Here is a 17,394-nt window from a genome sequence, read left to right as displayed (position 1 = left end):
ATTGTCATGTTGTCTAAAAAACAGCACAATATTTGTGCGCCGCACCAAATGTTCAGAGCTGCACGAAATCAGCTATGGGAGATTAACTCCCATTCGTCGCGGAGCATCCCGTAGCTGTAAGTATCATGCCACAGCGGATTCCCCGCTTCATCGCATTTGAAGTAGACGGTCTGAAGGGCATGCCCTTCCCGGCGGAACTTCAGCCGTTCCAGCAGACGCCAGGATCGGCTGTTCAGAGGATTGCAGTGGGCGATCATGCGTCTGGCCTTAAACTCATTGAATCCGAGCTTCATCAGCTCACGGCTTGCCTCGGTCGCATAGCCGAAGCCCTGGTAGCCGGAATGAAACACATATCCGAGCTCCCACGTCTCGAATTGCTTAGGCTCTTGCTGTTGAAAATACAAATTGCCGATCAATGTCCCGGTATCCTTCAGGCATACAGCCCAGAACGCCGGGTTCTCCGAGCGGCTAGCGGCCTCCCGTTTCGATTCTTCTTCCGTAAACACGCCGTAAGGCTCATACCGGATCACATCCTCAAGCGACAAATAGGCATGCAGATCCTGCCAGTCTTCCGGCTTGAACCTTCTTATCGTCAAACGTTCCGTATTCAGAATTGTCAAAATGCTCTCCTTCTTCCGCATGATTTGATCCATTGCATTAATAACATATCGTCCCATACAATTACTTTGCATATGAAAGAGATTTCAGACGATATAGTAATATTGGCGTTCTTTTAACCGAAAATCCCAGAGGTGACGTGTAGTATGAAGCTCCATAAATGGCTGTTTGTTCTCGCGGGAGGACTGGTTGCGGGTATGGCGGTGATCGTGCTCGGACAGAAAAATGACTTCCCGGTCCAATCCCCTTCTCCCTTACACCCCGCAGCTTCCGCTTCGGCAATCGCAGCCCCCCGGCACGTATCCCGCGAGACAGAGCCGTTATCCGAGTCGGAGCTGCCGCCCGTGGAGCAGTTCAAGAATATTCCCAGAGCGACTCTGTACCGCAACAAGGTTGCCGTACTGATGTACCATGATATCAACCCTACCCAGAAAGGAGGAGATATCATAACACCGGACCGTTTTGCAGAGCAGCTGGATTTCCTTCGTTCAAAAGGGATGAACTTCATCTCCCTTCAGCAGTTCCGTCTCTTCATGCAGGGAGGAGAGGTTCCGGAAAATGCCGTAATGGTTACGTTCGACGACGGCTACGAAAATTTTTACACAACCGCCTATCCCATTATGCGGGAACGTAATATTCCGGGCGTCAGCTTCGTAATTACCGGGGATTTCAGCAAAGGAGCCGTGGTGAACACGCCGCATATGACCAGACAGGAGATCGCGGACATGATCCGGTCGGACCCGGCTATGGAGGTGCAGCCACACACCGACCGGCTCCACTACAAAACTGGCGTGCGCACGGATGCTCTGACCGCCCCCCTGGTCCGAAACGGGATCGCGGAAAGCCCGCAGCAATATGCGGAACGCATCACTGCCGACTTGAACCGCTGCATCGGAACTCTGAAGCCGATGAATGCCCATCCGGTCGATACGTTCGCTTATCCTTACGGCCTTTATACACCCGAGGTTCAAAGGATCGTCAGACAGTCGGGCATTCGCTATGCGTTCACAACTTCCTTGGGCCTGGCTGAGCGCAGCGACGATCCGCTGGCGATCCCCCGCATTAACGGCGGCTCCCCGCTCGTCAGCCCTCAGCGTCTGTTCGCCTCCATCCACTGGGAGAACAGGAGCAGGCAGCGTGGACATAACCTGTATATTCCCGAGACGGTCCAGCATAACGGAAGGGAAGATATCCAGACCGGCCATGCCGTAAGGCAATGACGGCAGGCATTGACGTTAGACATTGACAGGCATTGACGTCAGACATCGGCGACGGACAAAAATCTCCCCTGACCTCTGCCGTCAGGCGTCAAAGGCGCGGAATACGAGCATGTTCTCGATGGCAATCCGGCCCTTCCACCAGTTCTCACTGATCGCGAAGGCCTCGGGAAACCCCGCCCACCTCCAGTTCGGATTCCAGACCCCGCCAGGCTCTCTCGTCTCCGCCAGATACATTAACTCTTTCCGTATAAGCTCCCGGTTGGCTTCATAAAGCGGGCTCTGGCGGGACTTGATGAATACGGAGGGTCTGCATGTATACTCTCCCCACCTTGCCGGGTCCCGTTCAATGACCTGGTTCATTCGGGCAAGCACCGCTTCTTTCAGAAGCGAGGTTGAGATCCCCTCGCCAGCTTCGCCACGGCCGGAACTCTCCAGACACTCCAGCATGACATTCACGCATTCCAGCGGATGCCGCTCGATCTCCGGATGTCGGAGAAACTCCGAGGCGAGCTCTGCAGCAATGGCCGTTCCTTTGGCGTAAAGCGCACTGCCCGGTTCGCCGTATTTCAGGATAAAGCCCGCGAGAATGGCGGTGGGATTATATTGCTCCCGTTCTTCGGACAGGGAGCTTGTATGCCACCAGGGCGCATGGGGATAATCATTGTTCGAAGGGATGGCGAGCTTCCATTTTCCCCTTTCAAAAGAGTCGCCACTGTCCAGATAACGAAGAACTCCCCGGACAATGGGATGATCGGACGAGGCCCGAAGCTCCAGCAGCAGCAGGGCTGCGGTCGATGTCTGCAGCGGCGATGACTCCGGATTCCAGGAATCCGCCTCAAGCGCGTGGCCGAAGCCGCCATCCTCATTCTGAAAGGCGGAAAGCGCCTTCAGAACATCCTCCGTGCTGCCGTCTTCGAAGTGAAACCGCCACCATGCAAGCTCCAGCGGTCTTGCATTCCGGTACATCCAACGGACAATCTCTTGCTGTTCCTCTTGTGTTAGTACCATGATTTAATCCCCCTATCTCAAATAACAGCCGTTATTGATATCAAAGGTCGCTCCCGTGTAATGCCGTGATTTATCCGACAGCAGGAACAGCACCGTCTCCGCAACGTCTTCGGGAAGTACGGGAGACGGAACGAGCTGATGGCTGAAATACTCCTTCTTCCGCCAATCGGGAATCGCATCCATCATAGCGGTCTCCACCATCGTCGGAGCGACCGCATTCACGCGTATGTAAGGCGAGAAATTCATGGCGCAGCTCTTGGTAAGGCCAAGGATCGCCGCTTTGGATAGACCATAGATCGCATCCGAGCTGCCTTCCATCCCCGAGACGGAGGACAGATTGACGATGGCGCCGGTTCTTCTCTCGTCCAGCAGCCGCCCGCCAAACAGCTGCGAGCAGTAGACGGCTCCTTTGATATTCACGTTCAGCACCCTGTCGATCTCATCCTCCCTGTAATCCAGCAGGTTCTTGGCGAGATAAATGCCGGCATTGTTGACCAGCCCGTCCACATCCGGGTGCTTCGTGTACAAGGAGTCAAACCATTCACGCACCTCTTCATAGCGGCCGATATCCAGCCGGTCAGTGTGCACTTTGCCTTCGGCGCCTTCCGTACGCTCCAATTCCTTCAGCAATTCACCGTTCAGATCGCAGGCCAGCACAGTTATTCCTTCCCGCAGGCAGGCCTCTGCCACAGCTCTTCCGATGCCGGAGGCTGCGCCGGTTATGATCACTTTCGAGATATTAGCCATTTTTACCTCCTTTTGGATTCCACATCAAATATAGAGGCTGGCGAGGGAAAAAGGCAACGACAAAACATACCGTTATTTATTTAACGGCAAGTTAACCTTCCTTCGCTTCCAGCTTTGCACTCCTGCCCTATAGTGAAGATAGCGGCTACCTCTACGGGAAGGGATTTGATGATCTTGAGAATTGCCTTATTCACGGATTCATTCTGCCCGCAAATCAACGGAGTCTCCAACACTTTGAAGGAATTAAGCCATTATCTGACCCGAAATGGCCATCCCCATCTGTTCTTCGCCCCCGATTACGAGATGCCCGGGAAGGAAGATACCGGATATCCCGCCATCCGGTTCAGGGGCGCCGCGCCCCGCATTTATCCGGACTGCCGGTTGGCCTTCCCCTCGCTTCCCCGGATTATGGAGCGGCTGGAGGCGTTCAAGCCCGATGTTGTGCACATCGTTACCGAGCTCGGAATCGGCCTGGCGGGGCTTCGCGCCGCAAGAGCGTTGAATCTGCCGGTTGTCATGTCCTACCATACGAGCTTTGACAAGTACTTGAAGTATTACCGTCTTCAATATTTAAGCAGACCGCTGTGGGCCTATATGCGCTGGTTCCACAGCTTCGCCCTGCTTAATCTCGCTCCGTCCCGCAGCACGCTGAGTGATCTTGGCCGGGCCGGCATGCAGGATTTGGCGCTGTGGCCCCGGGGGATCGACCTGAAGCGTTTCAATCCAGAAAGAGCCTCCCTGGATGTCAGGGAGGCTCTGGGCGGAACCGGCAAAACCATGTTTCTCTATGTCGGACGGATTGCGGTAGAGAAAGGACTGGATAACCTTGCGGACAGCATCGACAAGGTCAATGCCGTACACGGCCAGGACATCTTGTGGGTCTTTACCGGAGAGGGACCGTATCTGCCCGAGCTGATTGAGAGAAGAATTCCGAACGCCGTGTTCACCGGCAGCCGTGAAGGTGAAGAGCTCGCTGCCATTTATGCAAGTGCGGACGCCTTCATCTTCCCTTCCGGCACCGAAACCTTCGGCAACGTCGTACTGGAAGCGATGGCAAGCGGACTGCCCGTGATCTGCACCAATTCCGGCGGAGTGACCGACTTCACCGAGGATGGCCGCAACGCGCTGGTCACTCCGTTCGGTGATTCCAATGCCATGGCCGAAGCTGCCATCCGGCTGCTTGATCCCCGGCTGCGGGCCGAACTGGGAAGCGGAGCGCTCGAGACGGCGCGGGCGCGAAGCTGGGATTCCGTGTTCCACAATCTGCTGTCTCAGTATCAATGGGCGGCGAACCCGGCATGGTATACGGAGCCCCGGATTACCGGATAATCCGGCAGCAGGCTGAAGCTGACAGGCTTGTCCCTATCACGGAGCCTAAACCCTGGTGTCTTTAGAATCTGGCGACATAGACCTCGCGGTTCGCCGGAACGGTCCGGGTCGTCAGCACAGTGCCGTTGTCATCACGGATACGCAGAATATACGATACCGTAGTCAATGTTGAGATCGAGGTAAAACGAGCTACGCCGAAGTCGTCAAAATCCGCTGTTATCGTCGTGTTGTTCCGGGACAGCTCGGCAGTCCAGCCGGAGGTGTCGCGAGGCACGCTGTTCAGATTCGTTGCAATGACGACAAAACGGTCCAGCGTCTGTCTGATCCGGCGTCTTCTTCTCGGAGCGACGGCTTTCGCCCGGCTTGCGGAGGGCTTCTTCACGGCAACGGTTTTCTTGACAGTAGCTTTGATCATGAATCACTTCACCACTTTCTGAGAGGATGCTACAGTAGATGCCGAAGAGCCTCGGATGGAAACTCTTAATCTGCCTACTTTGTTCAAAAAGCGGCGAATTTGCCAGAATCATAGGTTGGTACTCCGTGCCCGGTAGCCGCATACCCTGCCTTGAAGAGGTGAGGTATGATCATGTCCTACAAAAGCTGGCCGAAGGAGCACTCCGCCAAGCTCAACCGGCCCTTAAGAAGCAAGCTGCGGCATACTCGGACTAAAGATGCCCGGAAGCCGCTTATTCCGGTCATTATTCAGCTTCAGCGGCCCTTGACCCCTGACTTGCTGCGGTCGCTGAAGCTCCATGCGGCTCCGTATAAGCTGCATATTCATCACAAGCTGAATCTGCTTCAATCGGTATCCTGCCGTGTTCCGGCCGGCTGCCTGAAGAAGCTGTGCGCATGCGGCGCGGTCTCAAGGATCTATCTCGACCGCATCAAGCGGGCATCGCTGAATATCGCGGCGCCTTCCATTGGTGCTGCCGCCGTCCGGCGAAGCGCGGGACTTGACGGCCGGGGAGTCCGCATCGCCGTGCTCGATACAGGCGTCTATCCCCATCCCGACTTGATCCGGCCGGTGAACCGGATCGCAGCCTTCAAGGATTTCGTGAATCACAGAATCCGGCCCTATGACGACAACGGGCACGGCACGCATATCGCCGGCGACGCGGCGGGCAACGGCTGGTCCAGCAGGGGAAAATACAGGGGACCCGCCCCCAGAGCCGGCATTGTCGCAGTCAAAGTGCTGGACGAGGACGGCTTCGGCTACGACTCCACAATCATCAAAGGAATTGAGTGGTGCATCGCGCGGCGGAAGCGGCTGAAACTCCGCATACTCTCGCTTTCGCTGGGCGGTCCGGCCTTGACGCCCTGCCATGACGACCCGCTATGCCAGGCGGTCGAACGGGCGGTGCGCGCCGGACTGGTCGTCGTCATTGCCGCCGGGAACGCCGGTCCGGGCCGGGGAACCATCGAGTCCCCCGGGACCAGCCCGGCCGCCATTACCGTCGGCGCCGTCGACGACCGGCGCACCGTATGGCAGGGCGACGACCGGGTGACCTTGTTCTCCAGCCGGGGGCCGGCCGCTGGCCGGATTTGCAAGCCCGACCTGGCAGCCCCGGGCGAATCTGTGATCTCGCTAAGAGCACCTGGTTCGGCTCTCGACCGTGAGCTGCCCTACCTTCGGGTCGGCACTCGTTACTTCACGCTCTCCGGAACGAGTATCTCTACACCGATCGTCTCCGGCGCTGCGGCTCTGATGCTGCAGAGAAACCCCTCTCTTACCCCCGGCAAGGTGAAGATGCTGCTGAAGAGAAACGCTTTTCGCCTGAAGGAGTCCCGGAGAGCTGTCGGCAGCGGTGAAGTCAATGTACGGTTTCTGAAAGCCCGGGTACGCCGCTGCCGGTAAAGCCTTGTGCAGTTCACGAAGAAAAATTCGGACGGCGTGACACATAAGCTCCCATCTCTGCGGAATCAGGTCCGCTCCCATTCCGATTGCCATAAATGAATGCCCTATTCTGCCACCGTCGGACGATCAGCCTCTGGCAGAACGCTCGTCAAGCTATTCCGGGAGCAGGACGTGATATTTTTAATATCCAAATCAATATTGACAGAAACAGCTCCCCTGATTATGATTAGTTTAATTCTGATGTATGTTAATAAATCTAACACGAAAAGTCTTTCTTGTATAAGCGCGTTGATCGGAACGGGCGTTTCTACAGGCAACCGTAAATTGCCCCAGGCTACAAGAGGCTGTACAGACCCGATGCTTCCCGCGGCTGCCCTTTAGGCGTCTTGCGATAGGAAATAATTTCGGACTGTCGTCTCTTTGGAGCCTGGGGCTTTTGCATGTATCCCGCCGGATCTCCAGCGCAGCTGCCCGAATGCCAATCCCAAAACTCATACACGAGGTGAACGAGCATGAACACAAAAGCCAAATCTCCCGCCGATGCCGCCGAAATGTCGCTTCCGCGCGACTGCACTTTTACCGAGAACGATTGGCGGGTGCTCTCCCAGTACTGGTATCCCGTGGCAATCGCCAGCGAAATCGGCGACAAGCCGGTCGCGGTCAAGCTGCTGGACGTCAAGCTCGTCCTGTACCGCAGCGAAGGCAAAGTAGCTGTCGCCAGAGACCTGTGCTTTCACCGCGGTGCTCCCCTTAGCCTCGGCTGGGTCGAGAACGGCGAAATCGTCTGTCCGTACCACGGTTTCCGCTATAACTGTGAAGGCGCCTGTACGGCAGTGCCCGCCCATCCGGGCAGTAAAATATCGCCGAAGCTGAAGCTGATCATGTATCCTTCCGTCGAACGTTATGGCTTGATCTGGACCTGTGTCGGCGGCGGCGAGGAGAATATTCCGGATTTCCCGGGATGGGAGGACCCCGATTTCATCAACATCCTGCCCCCCAGCTTCGATATCGCCGGATCGGCCGGACGCCAAATGGAAGGCTTCCTGGACGTGTCCCATTTCGCCTATGTTCATACCGAGAGCTTCGGCGACCGCAACAACACCGAGGTTCCGCAGTACCAGGTCCGCCGCGAAGGCAGCGAGCTGTTCGCCGACTACTGGAGCACGGTCAGCAACTACGGCAAGGGACAGAATGTGCCAGTGCCCGAGGGCTTCATGTGGCTCCGCGCCTTCCGCGTCTTCCCGCCGTTCGCCGCTTCGCTCACCGTTCATTTCCCGGAGGACGGCAAGCTGATGATCCTCAATTGCGCCTCCCCGGTATCAGCGCGGTATACGCGGCTGTTCGTTCCGATCTCCCGCAACTTCGACAAGGATGCGCCGATTGAGGACACCATCAAATTCAATCTTCAGGTGTTCCAGGAGGATGCCGAAATGGTGGAGGCCCAGACGCCGGAGGATCTGCCGCTGGATCTCATGGCGGAAGCCCATATTCCGGCCGACCGGACCTCGATCGCCTACCGGCAGGCCTTGACGGAACTCGGTCTGGGACGGAATTATACGTCATAAACCAGGATTGCCCTCACACCAGTTAACCCTCACACACCTCATACACATTGAAAAGCCCGTAACATGCCGTTACGGGCCTCTTTTTTTGCCGATTAACGAGTAACGATTAAACCTGGGCTTCCGGCCGCTGCCGATACAGCTCCACGGTTTTGTACCCCTTGCCCAGAATCTCCTTCATCTCAGCCAGCCGCTTCTCCTGAGTCTCCGGTCTCTTCGCGCTGTATACATAGCGTGCCCAGTCCTTCCGGTAGCCCGGTGTGAGTCCGCTGTACAGCTTCAGGGCCTCGGGATCGCTCTCCAAATACCGTTCGATGTCGGGGATGCGGGCGATATAATCATCCACCCTCTGACTGCTCTTGGACGCCTCTTTCTTCCCCGCTGCCTTCGCCTGCGATTTTAATCCGACTATCGTGAACACCTCATCCAGACTCACCATTCTGGAAAATTTGAGCGTGCTGCCCGGCACATAGCCATCCTCGTCGGCGGACAGGGCCGGCAGAAGGCTGTCGCGTTCGATGTAATCTTTGTAGCGCGGATTTTTTTTCTTCGGATAGGCGAAATACAAATACCCTCCGTCACGAAGCGCCTGCCTTGCAATAACGGAATTAAGCTCGTCCTTCAACTGATCCAGTTGGAAGACAAAAATAAAAATCAGGTCATACCGTTCCCGTTCGAATGCCGTATCGAACTCCAGTTCATCGAAATATCCGGCTCCCTCCGGCATGTTCAGAATGAGCTTCTCCGGGTATTTATGCAGGTTCAGTTTAGCGATTACCGTGTTCTTCGCCTCCATGTGTCTGTCTACCTCCGTCGTTAATCTCGCACACTTGATTCAGAAATATTATAACGGATAGCTGCGCAAAAAAGGATGCCCAGAGGCATCCCACATGTGCATCCCATTCATTTTCATCTAGCTGGCCGCCAAAGGACGGTTCGTCCCACTTCAGCCTATACTGCAATCACCTCAACCGCTTCGGCGCCTCTACCCTTGGCAAAATCGAGCACCTTGATCTCGGAGGCCGTTACTCCGATGATTGCGGTGTTCGCAAGCTCTCCTTTGTCAGCGCGTTCCTTGAACCGCGGATTCCGGTTTCCGAGCGCTGCTATCGCATGTGCCAGCTCCTCCGCATTGTCAACCTGCCGGGCTTCGCCACGGACCGACACATTCACAAAGCCGGCAAGCTCCTGGTTCTCATGTTGAAAAAGGAGCGTCACAGCCGGATTGCTCCGGATCTGCTTCACCTTCTCCGTTCCCTCATCCGTTGAAAAATACACCTTGTAGCCGTCCACTGCGAACCCGCCGAGGGTTCGCACCTCCGGCGCGCCATCCTGGTTCACAGTCGCCAGCACCACAAACCGGGTGCCATTCAAATAATCAACGATTCCGCCTCTGATTTCGCTCATCTTCGTTCACTCTCCTCTGATTTTTATCGGCCGGATTCCTGCTGTCTTCCGCCAGTTTATCGGCCAGTTTCCCAGTTGTCAGTGAATTATATCTCATATTTCCTACCCGTTTAATATGCATTAATAGAGCCCACGGATTAAATGCGAAGTTGGATGAAAAGATTTGCCAAGCAATCCCTCCCGTGTTAGAATCGACTTAACTTTAGGAATGGAGGGTTACACGTGATAGATTTTATCCGGATTCGAAATGTGCGCGCCTAATTTAACTGCGCCATTACTCTGCCTGCGGGTGGAGGACTCCAGGATAGGTCTGTTCATGTACAGGGTAACCCTGATTCATACGGATATACCGGCTCCCCGTTCGGGTTTCCGCGGCGTTAAGCCGCTCCCTTACGGAGGTTCGATGACTGACCCCCTCTATGGGCCATGTTGAACCTTAGGGCTGACCGTTCGAGTTGATGAGAGAAACGCGCCGCGTCCACTCCATCCGCTTAGCAGGTTTACCGTATGCGACCCTTTCCTTCCGTGTCCTCCACCACTAGTGCAACCGCACAGGCAGATGCCTGTGCTTTTTTTGTTGTGATCTAACCTGTAACGACACGAGGAGGAATAAATATATGGAATCCATGACCACCACTGCCATTATTGTCGGCGTCCAGCTTCAACAGGACGAAGACTTCGCTTATTCGATGGAGGAGCTGAGCAATCTCGCCGCGGCATGCGGCATTGAGACTGTGGGAGAAGTTACCCAGAAGGCCGCCAAGACCAACGCCGCCCATTACATCGGCTCCGGCAAGCTGAAGGAACTGGCGGCGCTGGCCGACCAGTTGGACGTATCGGCTGTGATCTTTGACGGGGAGCTTAGCCCTTCCCAAATCCGCAACCTGGAGCGCAAGCTTGGGCGCGAGGTTCTGGACCGGACGATGTTGATTCTGCATATCTTTGCCGAGCGGGCCAAGACCAAGGAAGCACAGCTTCAGGTCGAGATTGCCCGTCTGCAGTACATGCTGACCCGGCTTGCGGGACAGCGCGATTCGCTGGGCCGCCAGGGAGGCGGCTCCGGGCTCAAGAACCGGGGCACCGGCGAGACGAAGCTCGAGCTGGACCGCCGAGCCTCACTGGACCGGATCGCCTCGCTGCAAGAGGAGCTCGAACGGCTCGTGGCGCGGCGCCAAATCCAGCGCAAGCAGCGCGGGAAGAATGAAATCCCCGTCGTCTGCCTCGTCGGGTATACGAACGCCGGCAAGTCCAGCCTGCTCAACGCCATTATGGATTACAGCGGTGCCGGACCGGATAAGCATGTACTGGCGCGCAACATGCTGTTCGCCACCCTGGAGACATCGGTCAGAAGAATAACACTGCCGGACAAGAAGACCTTCCTGCTGACCGATACGGTCGGCTTCGTCAGCCGGCTGCCCCATCATCTGGTCAAGGCGTTCCGTTCGACCCTTGAAGAGATCGCGGAAGCGGATCTGCTGATTCATGTCGCGGATTATGCCAATCCGAAATACGAGCAGCAGATGGAAGTGACCCGGGAGACGCTGAGTGAGCTCGGGGTTGATGACATCCCGATGATTTACGCCTATAACAAGGCCGATCTCACAGATTCCGCGTATCCGTTCGCCACGGATAACGGCGTGATCATGTCAGCCGCCGAAGGAAGCGGCCTGGATGAGCTGATGTCGCTGATTCGCAGCCGCATTTTTACCGATTATGTAAGCTGCGAGGTTCTGATCCCTTTTGACCGGGGAAATGTAGTCTCCTACTTCAATGAACACGCCCTTGTACAGGCGGTCAGCTACGAGGAGAACGGCACCAGACTTGAACTGGAATGCCGCAAGGCGGATTTCGAACGCTTTCGGGACGTGTATCTGCCCCTCCAATCGCACATCGAATAACCCGGAGAAGCGAAAACCGCTGGCTCTGAAGCAGATTTGCATGGCAGAGACAGCCCATTCCGTCATCCGCTAACCCTGCAAAGACAAAAGAGTGATTCTCCCATTGCTTGGGGAATCACTCCTTTGCAGTCTGCCAGACGCCTGCTTCAGCAGCTTGTTGACGGCTCCGTCATTTGGCATCCAGCCAAGGCGCGGCCTTCATCAAGGGCTGGACCCTATTATGCAGCCTATAAGGAGAACCGGATTATGCAAGAGAAACTGCCATTATTTATTATCACAGGAGCCAGTGGCGTAGGAAAGACAACCGTAATGCATGAGCTAAGAGAACAAATGCCTGAATTTGTTCTGTTCAGCACGGATGACGATAATTTCGGCACAACAGGTTCTAAGCTCGAATATCAGGACAGATACAACCTGCTGCTTCATTTTGCTAAATCTGTGGCATTGTCAGGGAGAGGCACGATTATATGCGGAACGTTCATGCCTTGGGATGCGCAAAAATGCGATACCTACACTCATTTTAGTGAACTATGCTTTATCAACTTGCACTGTGATGATGCAACCCGCAATTTCCGCCTTCGCAGCCGCGGAGACAACGCCATATGGACGGACGATATGCTGCTGCAGCATAAGCAATTTGCCCAGTGGCTTCTCGATCATGCGGACACCGAATACAATCCGCCGATGCCTACAATTGACACAACTTGTACACCCCCGTCCCAAGTGGCACAGCAAGTCAAAAGCTACATCCTGTCAAAGTGGAATAAACAGGCGGGAATATCAAGTGTGACCTGACCGCGCAAGTCAACCAGAATTCGCATAACAACAATCAGGGGATATCCCGGGCAGCCACGTTATGGCTCTGCTATGCCCCCCTTTCAGCAGCAGGTTGAATGATATCACCTGTCTATTGAATGGGGGGCATATCACACTCGGGACATCCCCTTATTCTATTGCTCACGTTTTGATAGCCAGGGTCAGCTGAACGCTTCCGACATCTTGAAGCAGCGGGACAGCACCATGCTTAGCGTTTCCGGGTCGTATTGATGTCTCTCCGCATTCGCCTGAATTATCTTCTGCGCCCAGGCGAACGCTTTGGAATAGGCCGTATAATCATGGACCTTGATTCTATAATGGCAGAAATCCAGATGGATCTGATACTCCTCATAGGAGGGCTCAAGGCCAAGCCGCCGCAGCTGCTTCCTCCGGATTAATTCAGCCGTCTGTGCCTGCAGGCCCTGATACTGGTTGGACACCTGTCCCGGATGCTGCCGGTAATACAGCAGCACTTCCGGCAGATTCGCCAAGCCGGTAACATCGGCTAGACGGTTCCAGATCTCATAATCCTCGGCATGAGGATAGAATAAATACTGGATTCCGTTCGCCTCCAGCACCGATCTCCGCAGGATGACGGTAGGATGAATCAGTGTGCAGTGAAACAGCTGCCAGCAGCGGATCTCCTCATGATGCAGAGGCTTATCCGTCACTTGATCCAGACCCAGCAGTACTGCTTGAGAACCGGCTGCGCCGATATGCGGGTTGGCGTCCATGAACGCCACCTGACGTTCCAGACGCTGCGGCATGCATATATCGTCTCCGTCCATACGGGCGATATATTCCCCCCTGGACAAGGTTAGCCCTTCGTTCAGGGTATTGACCAAACCTCTGTTGACCGGGTGGGTGACCACCCGTATTCGGGAGTCACCGAACGCCCGGATCTTGTCCAGCGTCCCGTCTGTGGAACCGTCGTCAATCGCGATGATCTCGAAATCCTGATATGTCTGCTGCAGCAGGCTGTGAATGGCTTCCTCAATGTAATTCGATGTATTGTAAGCGGGCAGCAGAACCGATACCTTAACCAACATCCCCACCGCCTTCTCTGTTCCAGCTGCTAATAGACTATGATGGCGGCTTGGATGCCGAACTGGACAACCGCCTCTCCCTAACCGGACAGAAGGCGTTATATTCAAAAAGAGGCGGGTGCGCAGCCCCGGCTGCGGCTGATCGCCGGAATTCAGGCACATCACATCGCTCAAACTTCGAGCTTGACGCCGCTGACCTTCTGCTCAATCATTTTGCGCAGCAATGTCCCGATATGCGCTCCGGCTTCAACGGGAGGCGTTCCGCTGATATGAATGTTCGAGATGACCATCCGGTCGGAATCCTTCCGTCCCGGACGCGGCCTGTAACACATATACGCGCTCATTGAGGAGGCGGTTACCAGCCCCGGCCGCTCTCCAATCAGCAGAACAAGCGCCTCAGGCTCCAGCAGCCGTCCGATATCGTCCATGACGCCAACCCTTCCGCCTTTTACAAAAAAAGAAGTCCCCTCCTTCAGCCCGTTGGCGGAGAGCGAATCGCGCAGCGCGGGCAGCACATCCCGCAGATTATCGTCTATAGCTCTGGCGCTGAGTCCGTCGGATACGACAATTTGCACCTGAGGACTATGCATACAGCGGTCGGAGACGGTTCGTGCGCCCTCAGGGGTCAGGACACGGCCGCTGTCCGGGGCTTTCAAATAATGCTCCTTGTCCCTGTACTGCGTCTCCACCGTGAACAGCCCGAATTCACCAAGCGTCTCCTCCTTGACTTCCCCGTATACCGCGTCGACCGCTTCAGCATGGTCAAGACGCAGTTTCAGCATGTCCCGGGTCAACGGCCGCGTTCCGGTACGGCCCACATCCAGCCTCGCCGGCGTAAGCTTCATCCAATCCCGGAACCGGTCCTCGCCCGGTTCTGCTCCCTTCGCGTCCGGATTTACTTCCAATTCCGCTCCCCTCCCTGTCGCTTGACCATTCTAGAACATGAACCTTCTGGCATTGCCCGCCGCCGGGGTCAGCTTTCCGCCTTCCATAATGCCCGCCGCCTCCAGCCATTTTTCAAAATCAGGAGCAGGCCGGCGTCCGAGCGTCTCGCGCAGAGCCGCGATATCGTGGTAGCCCAGTGACTGGTAATTCAGCATGCAGTCATCCGCCATCGGCACGCCGATGACAAAGTTGACGCCCGCCGAAGCCAGCAGCACGCCAAGCACCTCCATATCATTCTGGTCGGCCTTCATATGATTCGTATAGCAGATGTCCACGCCCATCGGCAGCCCATGCAGCTTGCCCATGAAGTGATCCTCCAGTCCGGCCCGGATAACCTGCTTGCTGTCGTACAAATATTCCGGACCGATGAACCCGACGACTGTGTTCACGATGAACGGCTTAAATCTCCGGGCAAGCCCGTAGCATCTCGCTTCCAGCGTCACCTGGTCGATGCCGAAATGGGCGCCTGAAGACAGCTCCGAGCCTTGGCCGGTCTCGAAATACCAGCGGTTCGGACCGGGCGCCGTCCCCCGCTCTCTGATCAGGGCATCCGCTTCCTGCAGCAGCTGAAGGCCGATGCCGAAGCCCTTGTTCCCCTCCTCCGTACCGGCAAGGCTCTGAAACAGCATATCGGCGGGAGCGCCCTCGTTCACCGCCCGCATCTGGGTCGTAACATGGGCCAGCACGCAGTTCTGGGTAGGGATGCTGAAGCGGCCGATGACTTCCTGCGTTGCATACAGCAGTGCCTTCATCGTCTCCGTCGTGTCGCTGACGGGGTTGATGCCGATAACCGCGTCCCCGATCCCGTATGCCAGCGCCTCGAATAGTGAGGCCTTGATTCCGGTCACATGATCGGACGGGTGGTTGGGCTGTGCCCGTGAAGCCAGCGTACCCCGGTGCCCGATTGAGGTCCGGCATGTCGTGATCACTTCGATTTTGGATGCCGCCTGAATCAGGTCCAGATTGGACATCAGCTTGCAGACGGCGGAGATCATCTCGCTTGTCAGTCCCTGGCCCAGCCGCAGCAGCTCGCTGCCGGAAGTTTCGGTACGCAGCATATGCTCGCGAAGCTCGGCGACCGACCATCCGCTGATCCCGGCATATACGCCCTCGTCGACATCCTCCTCGATCACCCGGGATACTTCGTCAGTCTCCGGCGGGAGCAGCGGATTCGCCCGGATGTCCGACAGCAGACAATCCGCGAGCAGCGATTTGGCGGCAATCCTCTCTGTCATATCACCTGCGCCGATACCGGCCAGCGAATCACCGGAGCGCTCTTCGTTCGCCTTGGCCATCACATCCTTCAAATCCCTGAACCGGTATTCCGTTCCCCTTAAAGAGATCGAAAGCTTCATTTCCTTCACCTCCACCTTATCCACCAAACACCAGGCTCTTGATCACGACCGGCACCACATCTTCCTTGATCGGCTCCCCCACATCGAGATAGTCCCCGTCACTGGGCGACAGCTGATCCAGGCAGACCAGTCTGCTCCGCCGGGGTTCCGGCAGCCTGCCCAGCAGCATGTAGGCCAGCGATTTCGCCATGTCGCTCTCGCATACCAGGAGCATAATCTTCTCCCGCAGGCCGTCAGCTTCAAAAGACGGCAGAAGGGCATCAACAATGCGCTGCAGCCTCCGGTAGGAGCAGATGCCGCCGGACCGAAGGCACAGTGCGAAGGGCGGGTCGCCGCCGGCTTGGCCGTACACGGACAGCGCCCGCTGCACCGCCTCCGCCACGGCCTCCCGCAGCAGGCGGGCGTCCTCCCCGGCGTCAGCTGCTTCCTCCGGAAGCTCGCAGACAGCAGCCGGGATGTTACGCAGCGGCAGCAGGCCCGGGCTGTAATACATCGTCGCGCCGCTGACCTCCGTGGTCCGGGTGCCCGCCCCGATCACCGTCGCCCGCGCGGGATGCTCCGCAGCCCGCACCGGCACGGGAAAGGACCTTGCCCTTGCGGCCAGCTCGGCCGCAAGCAGCGGTCCAATGTCCCCGTGCCGCGCCGTCTCCGCCATGCTGCGCGGCGGAGTCTCCCCGATCAGGGCGCCGACGCCGCCCGAGATCCAGATCTCCCCCGGCGCCGGCAGCGGCACGGCCGGCGCCCCCACGAGCAGCGGCTGCGCTTCCCGGAGCGCCGCGGGCTCGCCGGACACGCAGCGCAGCAGCGTGTCGGCCATAGCTGCGCACAGCATGCGCAGCTCCTGCAGCGAAGCCGTGGAACCGGCTTCGGGCACAGTGGCGGCGGCCTGGCCGTCAAGCCACGCCCGCAGGGGAGCGGCCGTGTAGGTGAGCCGGCCGCTCTCCTCCAGGCGGACCAGGCGTCCGCCGATATGGAACGTCGCGGTCGCGATCATCCGGCCCCGGCGGAAGTACGCGGTATTGGCGGTCCCTCCGCCAACATCCACATTCGCGATCACCTCGTCCCGGTCCAGCGAATACCGCTGTGCGCCCGAGCCTTTGCCTGCCAGTAGCGACTCCAGGTCGGCTCCCGCCGCGGCTGCCACGAACTGCCCGGCATGCCGGGCCAATCCATGGGCCAGCTCCTCGGCGTTCCGCTTGGTGGCGGTCTCTCCGGTTATAATGACAGCCCCGGTTTGCACCTGAGCGGGAAGCAAACCCGCTCTAACGTATTCCCTATCCAGAAGAGAGACAACGGACGGAACATCAATCCGGTCGTCTCCCAGCAGGGGCGTCGGATAAATAGGGCTGGCATATTCCACCACCCGTTCGGTGATTTCGTATTTCGGCAGAGCGAAGCCGCCTGAGGTCCGCGTCAGCTTCAGTCTCGACAGCAGCCACTTGGTCGTGCTGGTTCCGAGATCGATGCCGACACTCGTGATCCATCCTTCCATTTCCTTCCCTCCTTATATGCCTTTATGCCTGACAATAGACAAAAAGACGCTCTGAACGACAGTCACCCTTCTACCGCGCGTACATGCGCGAAACGG

General features: G+C 56.9%; 16 protein-coding genes and 1 riboswitch. Of the genes, 6 read left to right on the top strand and 10 right to left on the bottom strand.

Going from position 1 to position 17,394, the window contains the following annotated elements; all coding sequences use genetic code 11:
• Window positions 1–68 precede the first annotated feature (68 nt).
• Window positions 69–653, bottom strand: a complete 585-nt coding sequence (locus tag PSTEL_RS09880; RefSeq protein WP_245625120.1) for a GNAT family N-acetyltransferase — start codon at window positions 651–653, stop codon at window positions 69–71.
• A gap of 111 nt (window positions 654–764) precedes the next feature.
• On the opposite strand from PSTEL_RS09880, the gene PSTEL_RS09875 reads away from it, so the two are divergent.
• Entirely contained in the window at window positions 765–1,838 is a 1,074-nt protein-coding gene (locus tag PSTEL_RS09875; protein WP_052098332.1) for a polysaccharide deacetylase family protein, read from the top strand.
• A gap of 81 nt (window positions 1,839–1,919) precedes the next feature.
• Here PSTEL_RS09875 and PSTEL_RS09870 read toward each other — a convergent pair whose 3' ends face one another.
• Window positions 1,920–2,846: a hypothetical protein gene (locus PSTEL_RS09870; RefSeq protein WP_038694947.1), complete on the bottom strand. Its 927-nt coding sequence runs from the start codon at window positions 2,844–2,846 to the stop codon at window positions 1,920–1,922.
• 12 nt (window positions 2,847–2,858) lie between these two features.
• Window positions 2,859–3,593, bottom strand: coding sequence for an SDR family NAD(P)-dependent oxidoreductase (locus PSTEL_RS09865; RefSeq protein WP_038694945.1), 735 nt, complete (start codon window positions 3,591–3,593; stop codon window positions 2,859–2,861).
• Between the two features lie 168 nt (window positions 3,594–3,761).
• Here PSTEL_RS09865 and PSTEL_RS09860 point away from each other — a divergent pair, with 168 nt between their 5' ends.
• Window positions 3,762–4,922, top strand: a complete 1,161-nt coding sequence (locus PSTEL_RS09860) for a glycosyltransferase family 4 protein (protein WP_052098331.1) — start codon at window positions 3,762–3,764, stop codon at window positions 4,920–4,922.
• 61 nt (window positions 4,923–4,983) lie between these two features.
• Here the strand turns inward: PSTEL_RS09860 and PSTEL_RS09855 are convergent, their stop codons facing one another.
• Window positions 4,984–5,337, bottom strand: coding sequence for a hypothetical protein (locus PSTEL_RS09855; protein WP_052098330.1), 354 nt, complete (start codon window positions 5,335–5,337; stop codon window positions 4,984–4,986).
• Window positions 5,338–5,508: 171 nt separating this feature from the next.
• On the opposite strand from PSTEL_RS09855, the gene PSTEL_RS09850 reads away from it, so the two are divergent.
• Complete coding sequence (locus PSTEL_RS09850) at window positions 5,509–6,777, top strand: S8 family peptidase (RefSeq protein ID WP_169744559.1); 1,269 nt, start codon at window positions 5,509–5,511, stop codon at window positions 6,775–6,777.
• A gap of 255 nt (window positions 6,778–7,032) precedes the next feature.
• Window positions 7,033–7,134: riboswitch (purine riboswitch) on the top strand.
• A 155-nt stretch (window positions 7,135–7,289) separates the two neighbouring features.
• On the top strand, window positions 7,290–8,342 hold the full coding sequence (locus PSTEL_RS09845; RefSeq protein WP_052098328.1) for an aromatic ring-hydroxylating oxygenase subunit alpha: 1,053 nt from the start codon (window positions 7,290–7,292) through the stop codon (window positions 8,340–8,342).
• Between the two features lie 106 nt (window positions 8,343–8,448).
• Here the strand turns inward: PSTEL_RS09845 and PSTEL_RS09840 are convergent, their stop codons facing one another.
• Window positions 8,449–9,135 carry a YdeI/OmpD-associated family protein gene (locus PSTEL_RS09840; protein WP_038694943.1) on the bottom strand — a complete coding sequence of 229 codons (687 nt, stop codon included), beginning with the start codon at window positions 9,133–9,135 and terminating at the stop codon, window positions 8,449–8,451.
• A 155-nt stretch (window positions 9,136–9,290) separates the two neighbouring features.
• The gene (locus PSTEL_RS09835; protein ID WP_038694941.1) at window positions 9,291–9,746 is read right to left on the bottom strand and encodes a pyridoxamine 5'-phosphate oxidase family protein; all 456 of its coding nucleotides are present in this window, start codon (window positions 9,744–9,746) and stop codon (window positions 9,291–9,293) included.
• Window positions 9,747–10,363: 617 nt separating this feature from the next.
• Between PSTEL_RS09835 and hflX the strand changes: the two genes are divergently transcribed.
• Together hflX and PSTEL_RS09825 are read left to right on the top strand one after the other, a co-directional pair.
• Entirely contained in the window at window positions 10,364–11,644 is a 1,281-nt protein-coding gene (hflX, locus tag PSTEL_RS09830) for a GTPase HflX (RefSeq protein WP_038694939.1), read from the top strand.
• A 246-nt stretch (window positions 11,645–11,890) separates the two neighbouring features.
• Window positions 11,891–12,439: a P-loop nucleotide/nucleoside kinase family protein gene (locus tag PSTEL_RS09825; protein WP_038694937.1), complete on the top strand. Its 549-nt coding sequence runs from the start codon at window positions 11,891–11,893 to the stop codon at window positions 12,437–12,439.
• A 182-nt stretch (window positions 12,440–12,621) separates the two neighbouring features.
• Here PSTEL_RS09825 and PSTEL_RS09820 read toward each other — a convergent pair whose 3' ends face one another.
• From PSTEL_RS09820 to PSTEL_RS09805, 4 genes are all read right to left on the bottom strand, one after another.
• The gene (locus PSTEL_RS09820; RefSeq protein ID WP_052098327.1) at window positions 12,622–13,509 is read right to left on the bottom strand and encodes a glycosyltransferase family 2 protein; all 888 of its coding nucleotides are present in this window, start codon (window positions 13,507–13,509) and stop codon (window positions 12,622–12,624) included.
• A gap of 167 nt (window positions 13,510–13,676) precedes the next feature.
• Window positions 13,677–14,411 carry an ethanolamine ammonia-lyase subunit EutC gene (gene eutC / locus PSTEL_RS09815; protein ID WP_038694935.1) on the bottom strand — a complete coding sequence of 245 codons (735 nt, stop codon included), beginning with the start codon at window positions 14,409–14,411 and terminating at the stop codon, window positions 13,677–13,679.
• A 30-nt stretch (window positions 14,412–14,441) separates the two neighbouring features.
• Window positions 14,442–15,806 carry an ethanolamine ammonia-lyase subunit EutB gene (locus PSTEL_RS09810; protein WP_038700550.1) on the bottom strand — a complete coding sequence of 455 codons (1,365 nt, stop codon included), beginning with the start codon at window positions 15,804–15,806 and terminating at the stop codon, window positions 14,442–14,444.
• A gap of 16 nt (window positions 15,807–15,822) precedes the next feature.
• The gene (locus tag PSTEL_RS09805) at window positions 15,823–17,298 is read right to left on the bottom strand and encodes an ethanolamine ammonia-lyase reactivating factor EutA (RefSeq protein WP_038694933.1); all 1,476 of its coding nucleotides are present in this window, start codon (window positions 17,296–17,298) and stop codon (window positions 15,823–15,825) included.
• Window positions 17,299–17,394 lie beyond the last annotated feature (96 nt).

This window comes from Paenibacillus stellifer (assembly GCF_000758685.1).
In the GTDB taxonomy this organism is placed as follows: domain Bacteria; phylum Bacillota; class Bacilli; order Paenibacillales; family Paenibacillaceae; genus Paenibacillus_AQ; species Paenibacillus_AQ stellifer.
The sequence above is the reverse complement of the archived record's forward strand: the minus strand, read 5'-3'. Positions and strand labels throughout refer to the sequence as shown.